This is a genomic window from Klebsiella sp. PK01 (assembly GCF_057624675.1).
The window spans coordinates 220,385-239,886 of record NZ_JBYEZM010000001.1 but is presented as its reverse complement, the minus strand read 5'-3'; the positions used below and the strand labels follow the sequence as shown (position 1 = coordinate 239,886).

18 protein-coding genes are annotated in these 19,502 nt (G+C 54.9%); 9 read left to right on the top strand and 9 right to left on the bottom strand.

The features are described 5' to 3' along the window. Positions 1 to 46: 46 nt before the first annotated feature. A complete protein-coding gene (locus AC22LX_RS01105) occupies positions 47 to 1,702 on the bottom strand; it encodes a glucan biosynthesis protein (protein WP_487333676.1) in 1,656 nt (551 codons plus the stop codon). A 322-nt stretch (positions 1,703 to 2,024) separates the two neighbouring features. On the opposite strand from AC22LX_RS01105, the gene AC22LX_RS01100 reads away from it, so the two are divergent. After that, positions 2,025 to 3,113 carry an NAD(P)-dependent alcohol dehydrogenase gene (locus AC22LX_RS01100; RefSeq protein WP_045393968.1) on the top strand — a complete coding sequence of 363 codons (1,089 nt, stop codon included), beginning with the start codon at positions 2,025 to 2,027 and terminating at the stop codon, positions 3,111 to 3,113. 41 nt (positions 3,114 to 3,154) lie between these two features. Here AC22LX_RS01100 and AC22LX_RS01095 read toward each other — a convergent pair whose 3' ends face one another. Then, positions 3,155 to 3,928, bottom strand: coding sequence for an ABC transporter substrate-binding protein (locus AC22LX_RS01095; protein WP_015366384.1), 774 nt, complete (start codon positions 3,926 to 3,928; stop codon positions 3,155 to 3,157). Positions 3,929 to 3,939: 11 nt separating this feature from the next. Beyond that, positions 3,940 to 5,109, bottom strand: a complete 1,170-nt coding sequence (locus tag AC22LX_RS01090) for a pyridoxal phosphate-dependent aminotransferase (protein ID WP_045393965.1) — start codon at positions 5,107 to 5,109, stop codon at positions 3,940 to 3,942. A 286-nt stretch (positions 5,110 to 5,395) separates the two neighbouring features. Here AC22LX_RS01090 and AC22LX_RS01085 point away from each other — a divergent pair, with 286 nt between their 5' ends. Further along, positions 5,396 to 6,742, top strand: coding sequence for an L-cystine transporter (locus AC22LX_RS01085; RefSeq protein WP_045393963.1), 1,347 nt, complete (start codon positions 5,396 to 5,398; stop codon positions 6,740 to 6,742). Positions 6,743 to 6,792: 50 nt separating this feature from the next. On the opposite strand, the gene ycaC is transcribed toward AC22LX_RS01085, so the two are convergent. Next, positions 6,793 to 7,416, bottom strand: a complete 624-nt coding sequence (gene ycaC / locus AC22LX_RS01080) for an isochorismate family cysteine hydrolase YcaC (RefSeq protein ID WP_015366381.1) — start codon at positions 7,414 to 7,416, stop codon at positions 6,793 to 6,795. Positions 7,417 to 7,588: 172 nt separating this feature from the next. On the opposite strand from ycaC, the gene AC22LX_RS01075 reads away from it, so the two are divergent. Further along, positions 7,589 to 8,485, top strand: coding sequence for a LysR family transcriptional regulator (locus AC22LX_RS01075; protein ID WP_049061249.1), 897 nt, complete (start codon positions 7,589 to 7,591; stop codon positions 8,483 to 8,485). Here AC22LX_RS01075 and AC22LX_RS01070 read toward each other — a convergent pair. Both AC22LX_RS01070 and hglS read right to left on the bottom strand, forming a co-directional pair. Next, positions 8,424 to 9,932, bottom strand: a complete 1,509-nt coding sequence (locus AC22LX_RS01070; protein ID WP_487333675.1) for a carboxylesterase/lipase family protein — start codon at positions 9,930 to 9,932, stop codon at positions 8,424 to 8,426. The genes AC22LX_RS01075 and AC22LX_RS01070 overlap by 62 nt on opposite strands. Positions 9,933 to 9,974: 42 nt before the next feature. Further along, positions 9,975 to 11,318, bottom strand: a complete 1,344-nt coding sequence (hglS, locus tag AC22LX_RS01065; protein ID WP_045393952.1) for a 2-oxoadipate dioxygenase/decarboxylase HglS — start codon at positions 11,316 to 11,318, stop codon at positions 9,975 to 9,977. 236 nt (positions 11,319 to 11,554) lie between these two features. Between hglS and pcaH the strand changes: the two genes are divergently transcribed. The 6 genes from pcaH to AC22LX_RS01035 all read left to right on the top strand — a co-directional run bounded on the left by pcaH (position 11,555) and on the right by AC22LX_RS01035 (position 17,450). Then, the gene (gene pcaH, locus AC22LX_RS01060; protein WP_020078656.1) at positions 11,555 to 12,295 is read left to right on the top strand and encodes a protocatechuate 3,4-dioxygenase subunit beta; all 741 of its coding nucleotides are present in this window, start codon (positions 11,555 to 11,557) and stop codon (positions 12,293 to 12,295) included. Continuing rightward, positions 12,292 to 12,912 (top strand): protocatechuate 3,4-dioxygenase subunit alpha, encoded by a 621-nt coding sequence (gene pcaG / locus AC22LX_RS01055; RefSeq protein WP_047048808.1) that lies wholly within the window; start codon positions 12,292 to 12,294, stop codon positions 12,910 to 12,912. Before pcaH ends, pcaG begins: the two co-directional genes overlap by 4 nt. Before the next feature lie 174 nt (positions 12,913 to 13,086). After that, on the top strand, positions 13,087 to 14,010 hold the full coding sequence (locus tag AC22LX_RS01050) for a LysR substrate-binding domain-containing protein (protein ID WP_045382604.1): 924 nt from the start codon (positions 13,087 to 13,089) through the stop codon (positions 14,008 to 14,010). A 299-nt stretch (positions 14,011 to 14,309) separates the two neighbouring features. Continuing rightward, a complete protein-coding gene (locus AC22LX_RS01045) occupies positions 14,310 to 16,682 on the top strand; it encodes a glucose/quinate/shikimate family membrane-bound PQQ-dependent dehydrogenase (RefSeq protein WP_487333674.1) in 2,373 nt (790 codons plus the stop codon). 128 nt (positions 16,683 to 16,810) lie between these two features. After that, complete coding sequence (locus AC22LX_RS01040; protein WP_047048814.1) at positions 16,811 to 17,080, top strand: hypothetical protein; 270 nt, start codon at positions 16,811 to 16,813, stop codon at positions 17,078 to 17,080. Positions 17,081 to 17,171: 91 nt separating this feature from the next. Then, positions 17,172 to 17,450 carry a hypothetical protein gene (locus AC22LX_RS01035; protein ID WP_063416056.1) on the top strand — a complete coding sequence of 93 codons (279 nt, stop codon included), beginning with the start codon at positions 17,172 to 17,174 and terminating at the stop codon, positions 17,448 to 17,450. 56 nt (positions 17,451 to 17,506) lie between these two features. Here the strand turns inward: AC22LX_RS01035 and AC22LX_RS01030 are convergent, their stop codons facing one another. The 3 genes from AC22LX_RS01030 to AC22LX_RS01020 form a co-directional block, all read right to left on the bottom strand. Further along, positions 17,507 to 18,625, bottom strand: a complete 1,119-nt coding sequence (locus tag AC22LX_RS01030; RefSeq protein WP_045393936.1) for an S-(hydroxymethyl)glutathione dehydrogenase/class III alcohol dehydrogenase — start codon at positions 18,623 to 18,625, stop codon at positions 17,507 to 17,509. 23 nt (positions 18,626 to 18,648) lie between these two features. Next, positions 18,649 to 18,924: a metal/formaldehyde-sensitive transcriptional repressor gene (locus tag AC22LX_RS01025; RefSeq protein ID WP_015705585.1), complete on the bottom strand. Its 276-nt coding sequence runs from the start codon at positions 18,922 to 18,924 to the stop codon at positions 18,649 to 18,651. A gap of 104 nt (positions 18,925 to 19,028) precedes the next feature. Further along, positions 19,029 to 19,502, bottom strand: a complete 474-nt coding sequence (locus AC22LX_RS01020; protein ID WP_045393933.1) for a GNAT family N-acetyltransferase — start codon at positions 19,500 to 19,502, stop codon at positions 19,029 to 19,031.

The following is a 19,502-nucleotide window of genomic DNA, read 5'->3' as shown; positions in this document are numbered from 1 at the left end:
ACAACGCCCGCAGTAGCGCACCGCGGGCGGGTAGCGACGGCCTGGGTTATTTCATAATCCGGTCATCAACGTAGTTACGCCGATCCGCCGCTGGCGGGAAGTACTGATACAGCCAGGTTTCGCTGATAGCGTCGCCGCGACAGCGCAGGAACATGCGCATCTCCACCGGATCGGTGGAATCTGAAGTCGGATACCAGTCAAAGAGTATACGATAGCCGTCAAACGGCTCGACGTAGAGGATCTCTACCTGCTTAGCCTCGCCGCTGGAGAGCGTAATCACCGGCTCAATACCTTTCGGCGCCGCAGCTTTCAGGTCGCCGCCGACAAAGTCGATGGCGAAACGACGCGCCCATTTGTCCGGATAGTGTTCACCCGGCGCCCATCCTTCCGGGAATCCGCCCATTCCGGTGCGTGTCGCCAGCACTCGCGCCACCGGCGAGCGCACCGGCGGCTGCGCGCTCCAGTACAAGCGGTAGCTAAAGTCCAGTTCATCACCCGCTTTTACCGGTTTTTCCGGCTGCCAGAAGCAGACGATATTATCCAACGTTTCACCGGTGGTCGGGATTTCCATCAGGCTAACGGCGCCTTTACCCCACTGATTACGTGGCTCCACCCACAGGCTCGGGCGCTTGTTATACCAGCCCATCACGTCCTGATAATGACTGAAATCGCGATCCAGCTGCAGCAGGCCAAAACCTTTCGGGTTTTTATCCTGGAACGCGTTGAACTGCAGTTTTTGCGGATTATTCAGCGGACGGCAAATCCACTCGCCGTTGCCGCGCCACATCGACAGGCGGTCAGAATCGTGGATTTGCGGGTGGATGGTATCGCACATCCGGCGCTCGTTATTACCGCAGCTGAACATGCTGGTCATTGGCGCAATACCCAACTGCTTAATGTCCTTGCGCGCATAGAGATGATTTTCGACATCCATGATCACCTGCGTTTCCTGGCAATTCACGGTGAACTTATAGGCACCGGTGACGCTCGGACTATCGAGCAGCGCGTAGACGGTGAACACCGTCGCGCCAGGTTTGACGGTTTCAAACCAGAATGACGTGAAATCCGGGAACTCTTCCGGCGTATCGGTAAAGGTGTCGACGGCAAGACCGCGCGCCGACAGGCCGTACTGATAAGTGCTGTCGACCGCGCGGAAGTAGCTGGCGCCCAGGAAAGCGACGATATCGCGGCGCGCCAGTTCAGGCGCCTTAAACACGCGAAAACCGGCGAAACCGAGATCGGTCTGCCCTTCCAGCTGTTTGGTATCAACGCCGGCGTCGTTGTACTGGAACAGCTCCGGACGGAAGTGTATCTCCCGCGCCTGCTGAGACTGGGAGTCCAGCGAGAACATACGCACCCGGCGGCGGAAACCCATACCAACATGGAAAAACTGGATATCCAGCTTGCGCTCTTCAACGTTATTCCACAGCGAATGCGCCGCATCATACTGGATGCTGTTATAGGCCTGAGGGGTCAGATTCGCCAGCGTCGGCGGCAGGTCGCGCGGCGCTCCGCCCCACGGCTGGCGGGCTAAGTCATGAGCCATCGCCTGCAGCACGGAAAAATCAAAGCGGCGCGTCTGACCATCGGCGATAGCGGAATCCGCGGCGAAAGCCGCTTTAGTGAATAACGAGGCGACTCCTGACGTTCCGCATACGGCGGCAACAGCCATGGATGATTTAAGAAAACGTCTGCGGTTCATGCCTGGAAAAGCGTCCTTTTTAAGAGTTCGACGGATACGCAACGTTGCAAACATCTGCGTCGTGAATTCCGCTCACTCTAGACAAAAATGATTGATAATCCAATTGTTGGCAGGCGAAAAGCATGAAAAAAAAGATGTCCACCGGAACAGACTGAATAACCGCCATACGATCGCTATCGCTGACCTGTTTTGGCGAACACACACTGATGCGATACCTACCCATTTTTACCCGCGTTTTGTTTATTTTCAGCACGAACAGGATAAATTTTCATCACACCAGGTGTAATCTCTATTCTCCAGGGAAAAATGTCAGGAGTATCTAATGAAAGTAAAAGCCGCCGTGACGTTGGGTTATCAACAGCCATTCAGCATTAAAAATATTCAGGTTAGCGCCCCTAAAAAAGACGAAGTGATGGTAAAAATTGTCGCTACCGGCGTCTGTCATACCGACGCGGTGATCCGCGATAACGCCGGGATCCTGCCGATGCCGGCCATTCTGGGCCACGAAGGCGCCGGTATCGTGGTTAACGTCGGTGATGCCGTTCGTGGGGTCGAAATTGGCGATCATGTAGTACTGAGCTACGCCGCCTGCCATCGCTGCGAAAACTGCCTCACCAACCATCCTTCCGCGTGCGAAAGTTTCAATGACTTAAACTTTGGTGGACGCTTAGACGATGGCTCCACCCCATATCGTCTTGATGATCAAGAATTATCCGTTTTCTTTGGCCAATCTTCGTTTAGTCAGTATGTGGTCACCAAAGCGACGAATGCTATTGTTGTCGACCGTGAAGTCGAACTTTCGCTTCTTGGTCCGCTGGGTTGCGGAATTCAAACCGGCAGCGGGACGGTGTTGAATCGACTTAAACCGGTTGCCGGGGAGTCGCTGGTGGTATTCGGCTGCGGCGCGGTTGGTTTAAGCGCCATTATGGCCGCAAAGCTTACCGGCTGTAGCCAAATCATCGCCGTCGATATTCATGCCAATCGCCTTGAGCTGGCACGTGAACTCGGCGCAACCCACGTGATCGATGGCAAACAGGAAGATAGCGTTGCGGTCATTCGCCAACTGACCGGCAAAGGGGCGCACTACGCCATCGAAACGACCGGCGTCGCCGCCATCGTCCTGCAGGCGATCCACGCGATTAAGCCGTTAGGCACGGTGGCGGTCGTCGGCTTTACCGGCGATATCACCTTTAATGTGCAAAACGATCTGATGGCGGAAGGTAAATCATTGATTGGAGTCATTGAAGGCGACGCTGTACCGCAGCTGTTTATTCCGCAGCTGGTACAGTTTTATAAACAAGGGAAATTCCCCATTGATAAGCTTATCGAGTTCTATCCGCTCGAAGAGATTAATCAGGCTTTCGCAGATTCAGCTTCCGGTAAAGTCATCAAACCGGTGGTACTGATGTAATGCGGGCGGCTCTTTGCTGCGCAAAGAGCCGCAAATAAAAATTATTTCACACTAACGTCGATACCGGGGAAGTACTTTGCCGCCAGACGGGTGATAGTGCCGTCGGCGCGCACTTTATCAATTGCCGCGTCGAGCTGTTTTTTAGTTGCCTCATCGCCCTTGCGCAAGCCGTAGCCAATACCACTACCCAGAATCGTATCATCAGCCACCGGCTTACCGATAAAGCCGAATCCCTTACCCTGCGGCTTACTGAGGAATCCGGCCTGGCCGGCGGCAGACATCACCAGCGAGGCGTCGATACGGCCGTTAAGCAGATCGGCCCACGCCATGTTCTGGTCTTTGTAGGAAACCACCGTGACGCCGTGTTTTTCCCAGTGCTCCTTGGCAAAGGTCTCCTGAATCGAGCCCTGTAGCACGCCGATGGTTTTGCCCTTCAGCCCTTCCGGCGTCGCCTGCATACCGCTGTCGGCCTTGCCCACCAGTTGTGAAGGAATACGGTAGATCGGCTGGGTGAAATCAATACTCTTGCGCCGCTGTTCGGTAATGTTCATCGCCGAATTAATCGCGTCGAATTTCTTCGCTACCAGCCCCGGAATGAGGGCATCAAAGGAAGTTTCGACCCAACTGCACTTCAACTGCGCGGCCTGACAAATCGCGTTGCCGAGGTCAATATCAAAACCCTGCAACTCCCCTGCCGGATTGCGGCTTTCGAACGGCGGATATTCCGCCTCCACGCCGTAGCGTAACTCGCTGGCGGCAAAGCTTGAAACGGTACACAGCATTCCCAAAGCAAGAGTTAGGGCTTTTATTTTCATCATCAGGCTCCTTAACGCGGCTTAACGCGGCACAGCGCCTGGGCGCCGGCCCGCAATGTGGCTTCATCTTTGGCAAAAGAGAGCCGAATCAGTTTGTTATCAGTGCCATCGGTATAAAATGCCGATAGCGGAATCGTGGCGACGCCGTATTCGGTAATCAGCCGCTTAACCATCTCACTGTCATGCTCATCGCTGAAATGGCGATAGTCCGCCAGCATGAAGAAAGAGCCGGCGCTCGGCAATAAACGGAACGGCGAGTCTTGCAGCAGTTGCTGGAGCAAATCACGCTTTTGCTGATAAAAAGCGGCCAGCGACAGCCATGAAGCCGGATTCTGCATATGCTCTGCGAAAGCGTACTGCATCGGCGTATCGGCAGAAAACATCAGAAACTGATGTACCTTGCAGATCTCATCCATCAGCGCCGCCGGCGCCACGCAGTAGCCAACGCGCCAGCCGGTCACGTGGTAAGTCTTACCGAAGGAAGAGATAATCACGCTGCGTTCCGCCAGCTGCGGATGGGTCGCCATGCCGTGATGCTTTTCGCCGTCGAAGACTACGTGCTCGTAGACTTCGTCGGACAAAACCACGATATCGGTATTGCGGATCAGCATCGCCAGTTGATTAAGGTCGTTGGCGGATAATACCTGGCCGCTTGGATTATGCGGCGTATTAATGATGATCATCCGCGTCCGCGGGGTAATCGCGGCACGCACCTCGTCCCAGTTAATCGCAAAATCCGGCACGGTGAGCTTAATCGCCACCGGCGTCGCGCCTTGCAGACGCACTATCGGGGCATAGCTATCAAACGAAGGCTCAAAGTAAATCACCTCGTCGCCAGCATGCACCAGCCCGGCAATGGCGGAATAGATCCCCTGGCTGGCGCTGGCGGTAACCAACACTTCGTTATCGACATCATATTGCGTGCCATATAACGTAGCGATTTTGTCAGCGATACGCTCTTTTAAAGCCCGCAGACCGGTCATTGGCGCGTATTGGTTATGTCCGGCGTTCATTGCCTGCGTCACGCCGGCCACCAGCTGTGGGTCGCAGGCAAAATTAGGCGCGCCCTGAGAGAGATTAATCGCATTATGCTGCGCTGAAAGCTGGCCGATAACGGTAAAAATCGTGGTGCCGACATCCGGCAATTTCGAGCGAGTGGTGACCGAAGCACTAAGAGCCATGATTAATCCTTTCTCGTTTTATTTGCATATCCATTCAAACCAAAGCGCCTTCAGGCGACAAGCGAATTGTTATCATAAGAGCTATGCATTCCGATCATGGCTCTCAGGACGCTTTAAAACATGACAGGGCTAACACTCAGGGTATAAACCACAATTTTAGTATGCCTTATGCTATTCAATTCTTTATAATCCCCAGCGGTTCTAAGGCTACTGACCGCCTTAGAGAAATTTAGAATATATCTCTTTCCGGCATTTCAGGTGCTGAATGGGGCAAGAGGCAAATCTTATGTTTATTACGTCAGCGTATATCGCGTTATTTTTAATCGCATCGTGGGGACTTTTTAAACTCGACCAAAAAAGCAACTCGTTATCAAAAAGCGTTTTTATCGCAATCTTTCTCGGCGCCCTTCTCGGATTATCACTCCATTTCATTGCCAACGAACAACGTAAAACGGTCATTGACTGGTACAGTATCGTCGGCAACGGCTATGTTAATTTGCTGAAACTTGTCGCCGTACCGCTGATTTTTATTTCAATTTTGTCAGCGATTAACAAACTCGAAAATAGCGCCGGTATTGGCCGAATGTCCCTAACCATTGTTGCCTGCATGCTGTGCCTGGTAATGATTGCGGGTTGGGTCGGCCTGTTTACCGCTAACCTGATCGGTCTCGACGCCAGCGCATTCAGCCATATGCAATCGACGCTGACCGCCGAAGACGTCAGCAAAACCGCAGCCGTTTCGCTACCCCAACTGGTCACTTCGCTGATCCCGACAAATATTTTTCTCGACCTGACCGGCGCGCGCAGCGTATCGGTTATCGGCATCGTCATCTTTACCTTGCTGGCCGGCGTGGCGTTATTAAAGGTGAAAAAAGAGGCGCCGGAGGAAGGTCAAAAATTAAGTAGCGGAATTAACGCGATTCAAATTTGGGTGATGAAGATGGTGCGTATCGTCATAGCGCTGACGCCATACGGTGTCCTCGCACTGATGGCAAAAGTCTTTTCAACCTATCAGCTAGCGCAATTCACCAGCCTGCTAGGCTTTATCGCCGCCTGTTATCTGGCAGTCGCCATGATGTTTATCGTGCATGCGATTCTGCTGACTATTAGCGGTCAAAATCCTCTGCGCTACTTTAAAACGGTGTGGCCGGTGCTTACCTTCGCCTTTGTTTCCCGCAGCAGCGCGGCTTCGATTCCATTAGCGATTACCGCACAGGAAAAATTCGGCGTGCCGAATACCATCGCCAACATTGCCGCCTCCTTTGGTTCCAGTATGGGGCAAAACGGCTGCGCCGGGATCTATCCGGCCATCATGGTGGCCATGATCGCGCCAACGCTGGGTATCGACCCACTGTCGTTCTCGTTTTTAGCAAGCTTACTTCCGGCTATCGCTCTGGGCTCAATTGGCGTCGCAGGCGTCGGTGGCGGCGGGACATTTGCGGCGTTGATTGTCCTGTCTACGCTCAACTTCCCGGTGGCGCTGGTCGGCATTTTTATCGCCATTGAGCCAATTGTCGATATGGCGCGTACCGCGCTGAATGTGAATGGGTCGATGATGTCGGGCGTACTGGCGACGCGGCTATTGAAAAATCAACGTGCAAAGTCGCGCCCTGTCGCCTCGATGAGTGAATAATCCCGTCTGATTGAAGCGGCGGCCAGGCCTGAAAACTGGCCGCCAGCTGCTTATTTCTTGCTCAGCAGGTTAAAGCTGGTCATCAGGTTACGGTAGTCCGGAATGTGGTTGGAGAACAGGGTTCCCAATCCTTCGATATCATTGCGCCAGTCGCGGTGCAGCTCACAGGCCACGCCAAACCACGACATTAACTGCACGCCCGCCTGCGACATACGATCCCACGCCGCATCACGGGTGATCGGGTTAAAAGTACCGGACGCATCGGTCACCACAAAGACGTCGAATCCCTCTTCAATCGCCGACAGCGCCGGGAAGGCCACGCAGACTTCAGTGACGACACCGGCAATAATCAGCTGTTTCTTACCGGTGGCTTTTACCGCGTTAACGAAATCTTCGTTATCCCAGGCGTTAATATTGCCGGGACGAGCGATATAAGGGGCGTCAGGGAACTGTTCTTTCAGTTCCGGCACCAGCGGACCATTAGGGCCATTCTCAAAACTGGTGGTCAGAATAGTCGGTAGTTTAAAGTATTTAGCCAGATCGCTGAGGGCCAGGACATTGTTCTTGAATTTATCCGGCTCGATATCACGAACCAGTGACAGCAGCCCGGTCTGGTGGTCAACCAGTAATACTGCCGCATCATTTTTATCCAGACGAACGTAAGGTTTAGACATGATGGCTCCTTTTATACACATCAACTAATCGGTGAGAGACGTTGTATCAACGAGACTAATAATAGTGTAAGCACAGGATGACGATTAGATGGCAAAAACGGAACGCATCGTCCCAATTTCGCAACGATGCGTGGCATACTGCCTATGATCAAAATGCATAGCTGGAGCCAACATGTCGCGTAGCGCCCTGCCTTTTCATACCGTAGAAACGTTTCTGATAACCGCGAGGCATCTCAACTTAACCCATGCCGCGCAGGAGCTGTGCCTGACGCAGGGGGCGGTCAGCCGGCAGATTGCCGCGCTGGAGAGCTGGTTTGGCTTCCCGCTATTTGTACGCCACGCCCGCGGGCTGCGGCTATCTCCGCAGGGCAGCGCGCTTTATCCGGAGCTGCAGTCGGCATTTGGCCGCCTGTTAACGGTAGCCGAGCAGGCGCGCCAGCAGCAAACTGTCGTGCGCCTGAAAGCGCCTACCTGCGCGATCCGCTGGCTGGTGCCGAAACTGCTGGAGATAGAACGACGTTATCCGGAACTGCAGGTGGCGTTGACCACCACCACCGAGCATAACGTTAACTTTAAGACTGAACCCTACGATGCGGCGATTATCTTTGGCACCCATCAGAGCGCCGGGGATCTGCTGTTTGAAGAAGCCCTCACGCCGGTGGCCAGTCCCGATACGCCGTGCGATCCGCAGCTCTCCGCCATCACATTTTTACACCCGACGCGGGATAAAACCGACTGGCTGCTGTGGCTGGCGCACTATCCGCATGAACCAACGTTAAAAATGCATAAAAACCAATATTTCGACACCATGGACCTCGCCATCACCGCCGCGATGCAGGGGCTCGGCGTCGCCATGGCGGACGAGACGCTAATCGCCGAGGATCTTCGTACCGGGCGACTATGCCGCCCCTTCTCGCTCAGCGTCAAAACCGGCGCCAGCTACCGGTTGGTCGTTCGCCGCTCGCAAAGCAAAGCCGACGGCCTGGCGCGCTTTCGCGCCGCGCTGGTTAATCCAGCGTCACATGATGCTTCATCACCCGGCGAAACAGCGCCAGCCGCGCGCGCATAAAGCGGTTCTCGACTTTAAAACCCGCCCGCTTGTTAAGACCGATACGCAGCAACCGATCTCGCCCGCCCAAACAGGCGGGCCAGCGCACCGGGCCGGTTAACTCACTACACTGATTGCCTGCCAGCCTGGCAAAATTGGCCCAGTAGTCGGCGACCTGCGCGGCGAAGGCTCGGTCCGCCTCACTGGCGTACTGACACACCGGTTCGGCGCGGGTCAGATTGTCGAAAACGTAAACCACTTCGTTGCCATGCCACGCGCCGTGGAGATAAGTTTCATGTTCCGCTTGCGCAACATAATCAAACCAGTAGCGCCAGCACGGTTGCCCAACACGCTGCTGCGCCTGCATCACCACGTAACCCAGGGTGGTGAACGCCATATCGCGGCACACTTCTCTGCCTAACGCTTCATCCCCTTTGACGCCAGGATACAGCAGTTTGATAAGCCCAAGGCCAAAACGGCGTTCGCGACGCAGTTTTTGAATTTGGCCGGCAATATCGACGCCAAATACCGCCATCACGCTGGCCTCATCGCTATTGGAGCCAATCATCACCGGCATCGCATGCTGACGGCCCTTAAAGAACGTGTCGAGCATAGGCTCCGGCAGCACCGCATCGCCGACAATCGGCGCCGGGCCGATATTCAGCGGCGCCGTCAGCGCCCAAAAGGCATCGGCGGGGATTGCCCGCAACTGTTCCGCGCTGGCATCGGCAAGAGAAAAATGTTCCGCCAGCAGCTTTCCCTTCGCCAGCGCCTTTTCCCGTGGTAAATCCGGTAAGGTATAACCGCTTTGCACGATGGCTTTATGGAACAATCCTTTCGCTTTCGGCGACGCCATTAACGACAGGACGCTGCGCGCCCCCGCGGATTCGCCGAACAAGGTGATATTGGCGGCGTCGCCGCCGAAGGCGTGGATATTATCCTGCACCCAGCGCAGCGCGGCTATCTGATCGAGCAGCGCAAAATTATACAACCGCTCGCCCTCTTCGCCTTCCAGGGCCGGATGAGCGAAAAAGCCGAGATGCCCAAGACGATAATTGACGGTGACCACCACCACCTCGCGGCTGGCCAACGCGCTACCGTCGTAGGGAGGCAGGCTGCCGGCGCCGATGGTGTAGCCGCCGCCGTGCAGCCAGACCATCACCGGGAGCGGCTGCGAGCGGGCAGCGGGCGCCCACACGTTGAGATACAGACAGTCTTCGGAAAAACGGCCAGGATCGCCGCCGCCCAGTTCACGACAATATTCGATATCCTGCCAGCTGGCGGCGGCAAAGGTATCGGCCTGACGCACGCCCTGCCAGCGCTCTGGAGGCTGCGGCGAACGCCAACGCAGCTCGCCTACCGGCGGCTGCGCGTAGGGAATACCGCGCCAGATATGGATCCCCTGTTCATTAGTGCCGGATAGCGTGCCCTGCCGCGTTTTTACTAGCGGCATAGATGAATTCTGCATAACAACGTCCTTTTGCAAGTTATGCCATGCAGAGTACCGATTTTAGAGCAGACCGCAACGGCGTTTACTCCGTTCCTCCGCCTGTTGATATAGTTCGAACTCATCGAGGACCTCACAGCCTAACGCCGCTTCAAAAGCGTCACGGCTGGCGTTACCGTGGCTGCGGGCCTGCGTTTCGTTGCCAAGATTTGATTGGAAAATCCCCGCCGCGCTCACCGGTAAAAAATCTTCATAAACAATCGGCTGCGCGACTACCCAACCGCGCTCGATCAGCGGTTGCGGATCGTCGCCGGGGCCAAAAGCATGGCGATGCGCTTCCCCCGCAGGCGTCAGGCGATAGCGGAACCACGCCAGCCCCTGCTGACGCAGCAAAAATTCGCTGTCAGGAAACTGGCTAAAGACCTCCTGCAAATGGCGCTGGTGGTTAAGGTTGTCTTTACCGACCCCGGCCTCATTCAGTAAGCGGTCATACAGCGCTCGTCCTTTCGGCGTCAACGCGACGCCGCGTTGTTCAATTTCGCCAAAGCGCGCGCTGTGCGTACCTTTATGTTCGCCGGCGAACATCACCGGCTCTTCCAGCGCTTTAAAACTGGTTTGCCGCAGTAAAATCGGCACCTCGCGGCGCGGCGGTCCCTCAATGAGCGCTTTCGGTTCGATACCGCACTGCGGCATCAGCGCCTGAACCCGATCGATATCGAGAGTGCGCGGCGTCAGATGGTTAATGTGGCAACCGGGGAAACAGACCACATCGGCAATCAACCGGTGCTCATTATGCAGCGCGTGATAGGTTTGCTCGTCGACGGTGGCATGACGGTGCCAACGGAAAGTCTCCAACGCTTCGTTGACGAATTCGCGCGCTTCTGCAGCCGTGAATTCCCCCCTATCTTCGTGTAACGCAATCAGCTCACGGCAGCGCGGCGTAAAGATATCGCGACGGGCGAGAATATCGGCCGCTCGCTGGCGCAGCGCCTCGTTGCCGATCAGTTCAAGGCGCAGCAACGAGGTGAAAATACGAAACGGGTTACGCGCCAGCGCCGCGTCATCGACCGGGCGAAAGGCGGTAGAATGCACGGGTACCCCAGCCTGCGACAGATCGTAATAGCTAACGGGATACATCCCCATAATGGCAAACATGCGACGCAGGGTCGCCAGTTCTTCCGCCGTTCCCACGCGGATCGCGCCGTGGCGCTCAACGTTCAGCCGTGCCAGTTCGTCGGCATTAGCCAATTGTTCATGTAATTTCGGGTTGTGTTCCAGGACCGCCAGATTCACATCCGCCACCAACTCCAGGAGGGTTCCATACTGCGGAACTTCCTGCTGGTACATTGCCGACATAGCCTGTGAAAAGTTTTCCCGAATCTCATCAGCCGTGATGGTGTTCGCCATGATGTCTTACCTCCAGTGAATACTTCCTGGAGTGTAGGAAAGCGCGTTAAGAGTGGCGGGAAGAATTTACAAACTGTGATGCGGATAACCTGCTACCGCGTTTCGCCTGTACAAATCATAACCGTGGGTTATGAAAAATTAGATTTAATTTCACTTTAAATTAACAAAACATTTACAGAGACTGTTTCTGGCGAAATTACAACAACATGCCTCTCTTCCGTTTGATGGAGTACCCTATGAATAATAAATGGTCACCGCGCGAGGTCGTACATCGCGATTACAATAGCCATCCGCCGGCGCTGGCGCCGGGATACAAAACCAGCGTGCTACGCTCGCCGCGCAATGCGCTCATCTCCCTGCAAAATTCACTTTCTGAGATTACCGGCCCGGTGTTCAGCAGCGACGACCTTGGCCCGCTGGATAACGATCTCATTCTCAACTACGCCAAAGACGGCCTGCCGATTGGCGAACGAATTATCGTCCACGGTTACGTGCGCGACGGCTTTGGCCGGCCAATGAAAAATACGCTGGTCGAAGTGTGGCAGGCCAATGCCGGCGGCCGTTACCGTCATAAGAAAGACCAGTATCTGGCGCCGATTGACCCCAACTTCGGCGGCTGCGGACGGGTTCTGACCGATGAAAATGGTTATTACTGCTTTCGCACGATCAAACCCGGCCCCTACCCGTGGCGTAATCAGGTTAGCGACTGGCGACCGGCGCATATTCACTTTTCGCTCTCAGGCGATGCCTGGGCGCAACGGCTGATTACCCAAATGTACTTTGAAGGCGATCCGCTTATCAAACAGTGTCCGATTGTCAGAACCATCAATAACGATGATGCCGTGCGTACCCTGATTGCCGAGCTGGATACCCACGCCGCCGTGCCGCTCGACAGTCTGGCCTATCGTTTTGACCTTGTGCTGCGCGGCCACCGCGCCACGCTGTTCGAAAATCGTACCCAGGGGGCCGCCCAATGAAAGACTATTTAGCTGAAACCGCCTCGCAGACTGCCGGGCCCTATGTGCATATTGGTCTGGCGCCGGACGCTGCAGGATTTCATATTTTTGAAAAAAACTTTGGCCCCAACTTAGTGAGCGCGGAAACCAAAGGCCAACGCATTACGATTGAAGGGCGGGTTTTCGATGGTTCCGGAACCCCGGTACGCGACGTGCTGCTGGAACTATGGCAGGCTAACGCCGACGGGCGTTATAACCATCCCGACGACCGCCAGCAGAACAAGGCTCTGGACCCGAACTTCCGCGGCTGGGGCCGTACTTGTTCTGACTTTGCATCCGGCGTCTGGCGTTTTCAAACCATCAAACCCGGCGCGGTCGTCGGCCGTGACGGACGCATTATGGCGCCGCACCTCAATCTGTGGGTAGTGGCGCGGGGTATTAACATCGGCCTGAATACGCGGATGTATTTCGCTGATGAACAGGCGGCAAATGAACAGGATCCGGTACTGAATCTGATTGAATGGGAAGTTCGCCGCCAGACGCTTATCGCACAACGTGAAGTACGTGGAGATGAAGTCGTGTACCGCTTTGATATTTATTTACAGGGCGATAAAGAGACCGTGTTCTTCGATATTTAATTTCCCCCCAAATTACCCTTTTCCCTGCCCCGCCGAGTGCGGGGCTTTTTATCGCCTCTGGTAGAAATGACTTGTAAGACAATAAGATCAAATGTTAATAATATTTTGCTAACTAGTTATCAAAATTAAACAACTTCGCTTGCTACCGAGACAGCTCTGTTTTTAACATCGATTATGGAAAAAAATGGTCTCTTCAGTCAGCGCATTCGCTTGCGCCATTTACATACTTTCGTCGCCGTCGCACAACAGGGAACCCTGGGGCGGGCGGCAGAAACCCTGAATCTTAGCCAACCTGCGCTATCAAAAACCCTCAACGAGCTTGAGCAGTTGACCGGTACCCGGCTTTTTGAGCGCGGGCGGCTTGGCGCGCAGTTGACGCTGGTTGGCGAACAGTTTCTAACCCATGCGGTCAAGGTACTGGATGCTCTCAATACCGCAGGCCAGGCTCTCAATCGTAAAGAAGGCATGAATAGCGATGTGGTTAGGATTGGCGCCCTGCCAACCGCAGCGCTCGGTATTTTGCCTACGGTGATTGGTCAATTTCACAAACAGCAAAAAGATATCACCTTACAGGTCGCCACCATGAATAACACCATGCTGCTGGCGGGGCTGAAATCCGGCGATGTAGATATTGGTATTGGGCGCATGTCCGATCCGGAACTGATGAGCGGCCTCAACTATGAACTGCTGTTTCTTGAATCGCTAAAACTGGTCGTCCGCCCCGGCCACCCGCTGCTGCAGGAGACGGTAACGCTCAGCCGGGTGATGGAATGGCCGGTGGTGGTCTCACCAAAAGGGACCATTCCGCGGCAGAATGCGGAAACGCTGCTGCAAAGCCAGGGCTGTAAAATTCCCCCCGGCTGTATTGAAACGCTGTCGGCCTCGCTTTCACGCCAGCTCACCGTCGATTATGACTATGTCTGGTTCGTCCCTTCCGGCGCGGTGAAAGACGACCTGCGTCGCGGTTTGTTAACCTCATTACCTATCGCCACCGAAGGCGCCGGCGAGCCGATCGGTATTCTTACCCGAGTGGACGCCAGCTTGTCGCAGGGGGCGCAAACTCTACTCAGCGCGATACGCAAATCCATGCCTGCCTGATTATTCATGGTTGTTACCCCGAGCGAATACAACGGGGTAACGTACCGCTACGTTCATTCTTCTGCCCCTTAATATATACATCGTGCTAATCAATTAGTGCGAAATCATTCATTAACATTTGCGCTCATTTCATTAACAGATTTATCATAGCCATGATTTCACCATTTGGTTCATGTGAAATGAATTCATCTTTTGAAATCACCTTTATGAAGCTTTATGGAGCTTCACTCAAAAGCAATTTCCATTTGCACTTGATTCATTTGGTACACGCCTGGCAAGGGGTGGTAAAAGGAGACAACATGGCTACGGGCAACGTGCCGCGCGGATTCCCCCGGATCCTGCAGTGGCTACTCGCCGGACTGATGTTAATCATCGGTCTGGCAATCGGTATTTTAGGCGCCAAACTGGCAAGCGTCGGCGGCACCTGGTATTTCGCCATTATGGGGCTGGTGATGGTCATCGCCTCCCTGCTTATTTTCCGCAATCATCGCAGCGGCATCATTCTTTATGCCGTCGCCTTCGCGGCTTCCATTGTTTGGGCTATCAGCGACGCCGGCTGGACCTACTGGCCGCTGTTCTCACGCCTGTTCGCGCTTGGCGTTCTGGCTTTTCTGTGCGCCATTGTTTGGCCTTTCCTTTCCAGCGCACCGGCCAAAAAAGGCGCGGCCTTCACCCTCGCGGGCGTGCTGGCCGTGGTACTGCTGGCCAGCTTTGGCTGGATGTTCAAATCCCAGCCGCTGGTCAGCGCCAGCGAACCCGTGCCGGTAAAACCGGTACAACCGGGTGAAGAACAAAAAAACTGGGAGCACTGGGGTAATACCACTCACGGCGACCGCTTCGCCGCGTTGGATCAGATCAATAAAAACAATATCAACCAGCTACAGGTTGCCTGGATTGCCCATACCGGCGATATTCCGCAGAGTAACGGTTCCGGCGCGGAAGACCAGAATACGCCGCTGCAGATTGGCGATACTCTCTATGTTTGTACGCCATATAGCAAAGTCCTGGCGCTGGATGTCGATAGCGGCAAAGAGAAATGGCGCTACGACTCAAAAGCGACGGCGCCGAACTGGCAACGTTGCCGCGGTTTAGGCTACTACGAAGATAGCCAGGCACAGGCTAATGCCGTTGCCGGGACCCAGCCTGCCGCCTGCGCCCGCCGCCTGTTCCTGCCAACTACCGATGCGCGTCTGATCGCAATCGATGCCGATACCGGTAAAGCCTGTGAAGCATTTGGTGAACACGGTACCGTCGATCTCAGCGTCGGCATGGGGGAAATCAAACCCGGTTATTATCAGCAGACCTCTACCCCGCTGGTTGCCGGTAACCTTGTTGTCGTTGGTGGTCGTATAGCGGATAACTACTCCACCGGTGAACCGCCGGGCGTGGTTCGCGCTTTTGACGTGCATACCGGTAAACTGGCCTGGGCCTGGGATCCGGGCAATCCGCAACTGACCGGCGTGCCGCCGGAAGGACAGACCTACACGCGCGGGACGCCGAATGTCTGGTCCGCGATGTCCTATGATGCCAAACTGAATCTTATTTATCTGCCAACCGGTAACGCCACGCCAGACTTCTTCGGCGGCGAACGTACGGCGCTGGATGATAAATACAGCTCATCAATCGTTGCGGTCGATGCCGCCACCGGTAAAGTGCGCTGGCATTTCCAGACCACCCATCACGATCTGTGGGATTTCGACCTGCCTTCGCAACCACTGCTGTACGATCTGCCGGACGGTAAAGGCGGTACGACGCCGGTACTGGTGCAAACCAGCAAGCAGGGCATGATCTTTATGCTTAACCGCGCGACGGGCGAACCGGTCGCTAAAGTGGAAGAACGTCCGGTCCCGGCTGGTAACGTTAAAGGTGAACGCTACTCGCCGACGCAACCGTACTCCGTCGGCATGCCGATGATCGGCAACGAAACGTTGAAAGAATCGGATATGTGGGGCGCCACCCCGGTTGACCTGCTGCTGTGCCGTATTCAGTTCAAAGAGATGCGCCATCAGGGGGTCTTTACTCCGCCGGGTGAGGACCGCTCCTTGCAATATCCGGGCTCGCTTGGCGGGATGAACTGGGGCAGCGTGTCGGTTGATCCGAATAACGGCCTGATGTTCGTCAACGACATGCGTCTTGGACTGGCTAACTACATGGTGCCGCGAGCGAAAGTGGCCAAAGATGCCAGCGGTATCGAAATGGGTATCGTACCGATGGAAGGTACGCCGTATGGCGCAATGCGTGAGCGTTTCCTGTCGCCGTTGGGTATCCCCTGCCAGAAGCCGCCGTTCGGCACCATGTCGGCGGTCGATCTGAAAAGCGGTAAGCTGGTCTGGCAGGTTCCGGTAGGTACGGTAGAAGATACCGGTCCGTTGGGTATCCGCATGCATATGCCGATCCCTATCGGCATGCCAACGCTGGGAGCTTCGCTGTCTACCCAGTCTGGCCTGCTGTTCTTCGCCGGCACCCAGGATTTCTATCTGCGCGCCTTTGATACCGCCAACGGCAAAGAGATTTGGAAATCTCGCCTGCCGGTGGGCAGCCAATCCGGCCCAATGACCTACGTTTCACCGAAAACCGGTAAGCAATACATCATTATCAACGCCGGCGGCGCGCGTCAGTCTCCCGACCGCGGCGATTACATCATCGCTTACGCTTTACCCGATCAAAAATAAAACCAGGGCCCCGTTCAGGGGCCTTTCTTTATCTCTCCGGTTTCAGATTCCATTTAGGCGCCGATCTTCAGGCTTTTGTTACTATGGAACCTCATTTCTCAGGCAGGATAAACAGGGAGGAAGCCATTATGGCTTTGATGAAAGGCTCAAGCGCACTGCTTTTGGCTGCGTTACTAACGGGATGCGCCAACGAGGAACCACCACAACTTTATCGCCACGACTTTGTGTTGAAGAATCCGCGTACGGGTATGCCGCTGCCCTATCTCCCTTACCAAATCACCACACCAGACGGTAGAGTCTTTAAGGGCAGAACCGATAAAAACGGTTTAACCGTAGAAGCGATATCAACCATGCCGGGAGAATTTAAGATCAATATGATCCCTGAGTCAGCACTATAAGTGCCTTCGGCAGGCTCTAATTTTAGAATGTTTTATTGCGTTATGTTATTATTGCGAACAGTTATCAATAACAATATAACAAGGATAAAAGATGAAAGGAGCCCTCCATCACCTGCCGATCGGCGCACTCTTATTAGCCGCAACCACCTCAGCCCAGGCGCTGAAAGCGCCAGAAGTGGATTTACGCGACCCGACGCTGTGGGAAGAAAAAAAGATCAATCCGCTAAACGAAATCTCTGCCCCCTGCGAAGTGGCAAGCGGCCCGGATTGTCCAGTCTGGGAGGATCAAAAGTCAGATATTCAACGCGAAAGAGAACGGCGAGAGCAACGACGTTGGCAATCGGGCTATGAGCACTGGCGCAAGTATTAACACAGCCAGAAGTCAACCCGGGCGATAAATGGCCCGGGTTCCGCTATCGGTAATACTTAGTTATCACCGAAGTGAATAACCGTACGAATCGATTTACCTTCATGCATCAGATCGAAGGCTTCGTTGATCTGGTCGAGCGGTAACCGGTGGGTGATAAACGGATCGAGGCGAATCTTACCCGCCATCGCGTCTTCAACCATCCCCGGCAGCTGGCTACGCCCTTTCACGCCGCCGAAGGCGGAACCACGCCATACCCGGCCGGTGACCAACTGGAACGGACGAGTTTTAATTTCCTGACCCGCTCCGGCAACGCCGATGATAACGCTCTCACCCCAACCTTTATGACAGCACTCCAGCGCCGCGCGCATAACGTTGACGTTACCGATACATTCAAAACTGAAATCAACGCCGCCATCGGTTAACTCGACAATCACGTCCTGAATCGGTTTATCGTAGTCGTTCGGGTTGATAAAGTCGGTGGCACCCATCTCTTTGGCGAGGGTAAATTTATCCGGATTAGTGTCGACCGCCAGAATGCGTCCGGCCTTCGCCTGCACCGCTCCCTGAATCACCGCCAGGCCAATACCGCCCAGCCCGAACACCGCGACGCTGTCGCCCTCTTTCACCTTCGCCGTGTTATGTACCGCGCCGATACCGGTGGTGACGCCGCAGCCCAACAGACATACTTTTTCCAGCGGCGCCTGCGGGTTTACTTTTGCCAGCGAAATCTCGGCGCAGACGGTGTATTCGCTGAAGGTGCTGGTGCCCATATAGTGATAAATCGGCTCGCCGTTATAGGAGAATCGCGTAGTGCCATCCGGCATCAGACCTTTCCCTTGGGTGGCGCGGACCGCCTGGCAGAGGTTAGTTTTGCCAGACTTGCAGAATTTACATTCGCCGCACTCGGCGGTATACAGCGGAATAACGTGATCGCCAGGTTTCAGGCTGGTCACGCCCTCGCCGACTTCAACGACGATACCGCCGCCTTCATGGCCCAAAACCGCCGGGAACACGCCTTCCGGATCGTCGCCAGAGAGAGTAAAAGCATCGGTGTGGCAAACACCGGTGTGGGTGATTTTGACCAGGACTTCGCCTTTCTTTGGCGGCGCGACGTCAATCTCCACGATTTTTAACGGCTGGCCGGGGCCAAAGGCAACTGCTGCACGTGATTTCATACTGTCCATTCCTCGTCGTGATTTTACTTTAAATAGGATCGTAGCAGGTGACCGACTTCCGCCATGCGGGCGGCGCGTTGGTCCGGGGTAGTATCGCCGCTAACCAGTTCATCCTGCAGATGCATCTCCACCAGCTCGCCCATCAAACCGTTGGCGGCGCCGCGAATGGAGGCAATCTGTTGCAGGATAGTCATGCAGGGTTCGCCGGACTCCAGCGCACGTTCCAGCGCTTCAACCTGCCCGCGAATACGGCGTACGCGGCTAAGCGCACGCTTCTTGTCTTCTGGTGAATGTGGCACGAGAGGCCCTCCATATCATATAGGGGGGTATACTATATTTATTTAGCTAAAGTGGCAAATTGAAACGCCGCTAACAACCATAGCATAGCGGCGCAAGTTTACCGTTAATCGAGAGTGAGGCTCATGGCTATACAGCGTAGCTCGGCGTTGGCCATTTTCGAATAATGACTCTTTTCACCATGTGAAACAAAGCCATGGCGTAGATAAAAGCCCGCCGCATTGGGGGTCGCCTCAAGCGTAATGGTTTCGAGCCCCCGTCGGCGAGCTTCGGCAATAACCGCCCTCATGATCAAATCCGCGCATCCCTGCCCGCCCCACTCCGGCAGCGTAAAGATCGCTTCCACGCTTAAGGACTCAATATCGAGATAGCCGGTAGCGACGGGTTGGCCCAGCCTATTTTCCACGATATAAAACGGATTATCGGCAACGGCGTGACGATACCCTTCGGGCATCTGTTCCGGCGTCCAGGCGTGAATCACTTCAGCGCCATAGCTTTGACGACAGCCATGGCGAATCGCCTGATTACGGATATTCCACAACGCAGGGGCTTCATCGGGTACCGCGCGTCTCACTCTCAT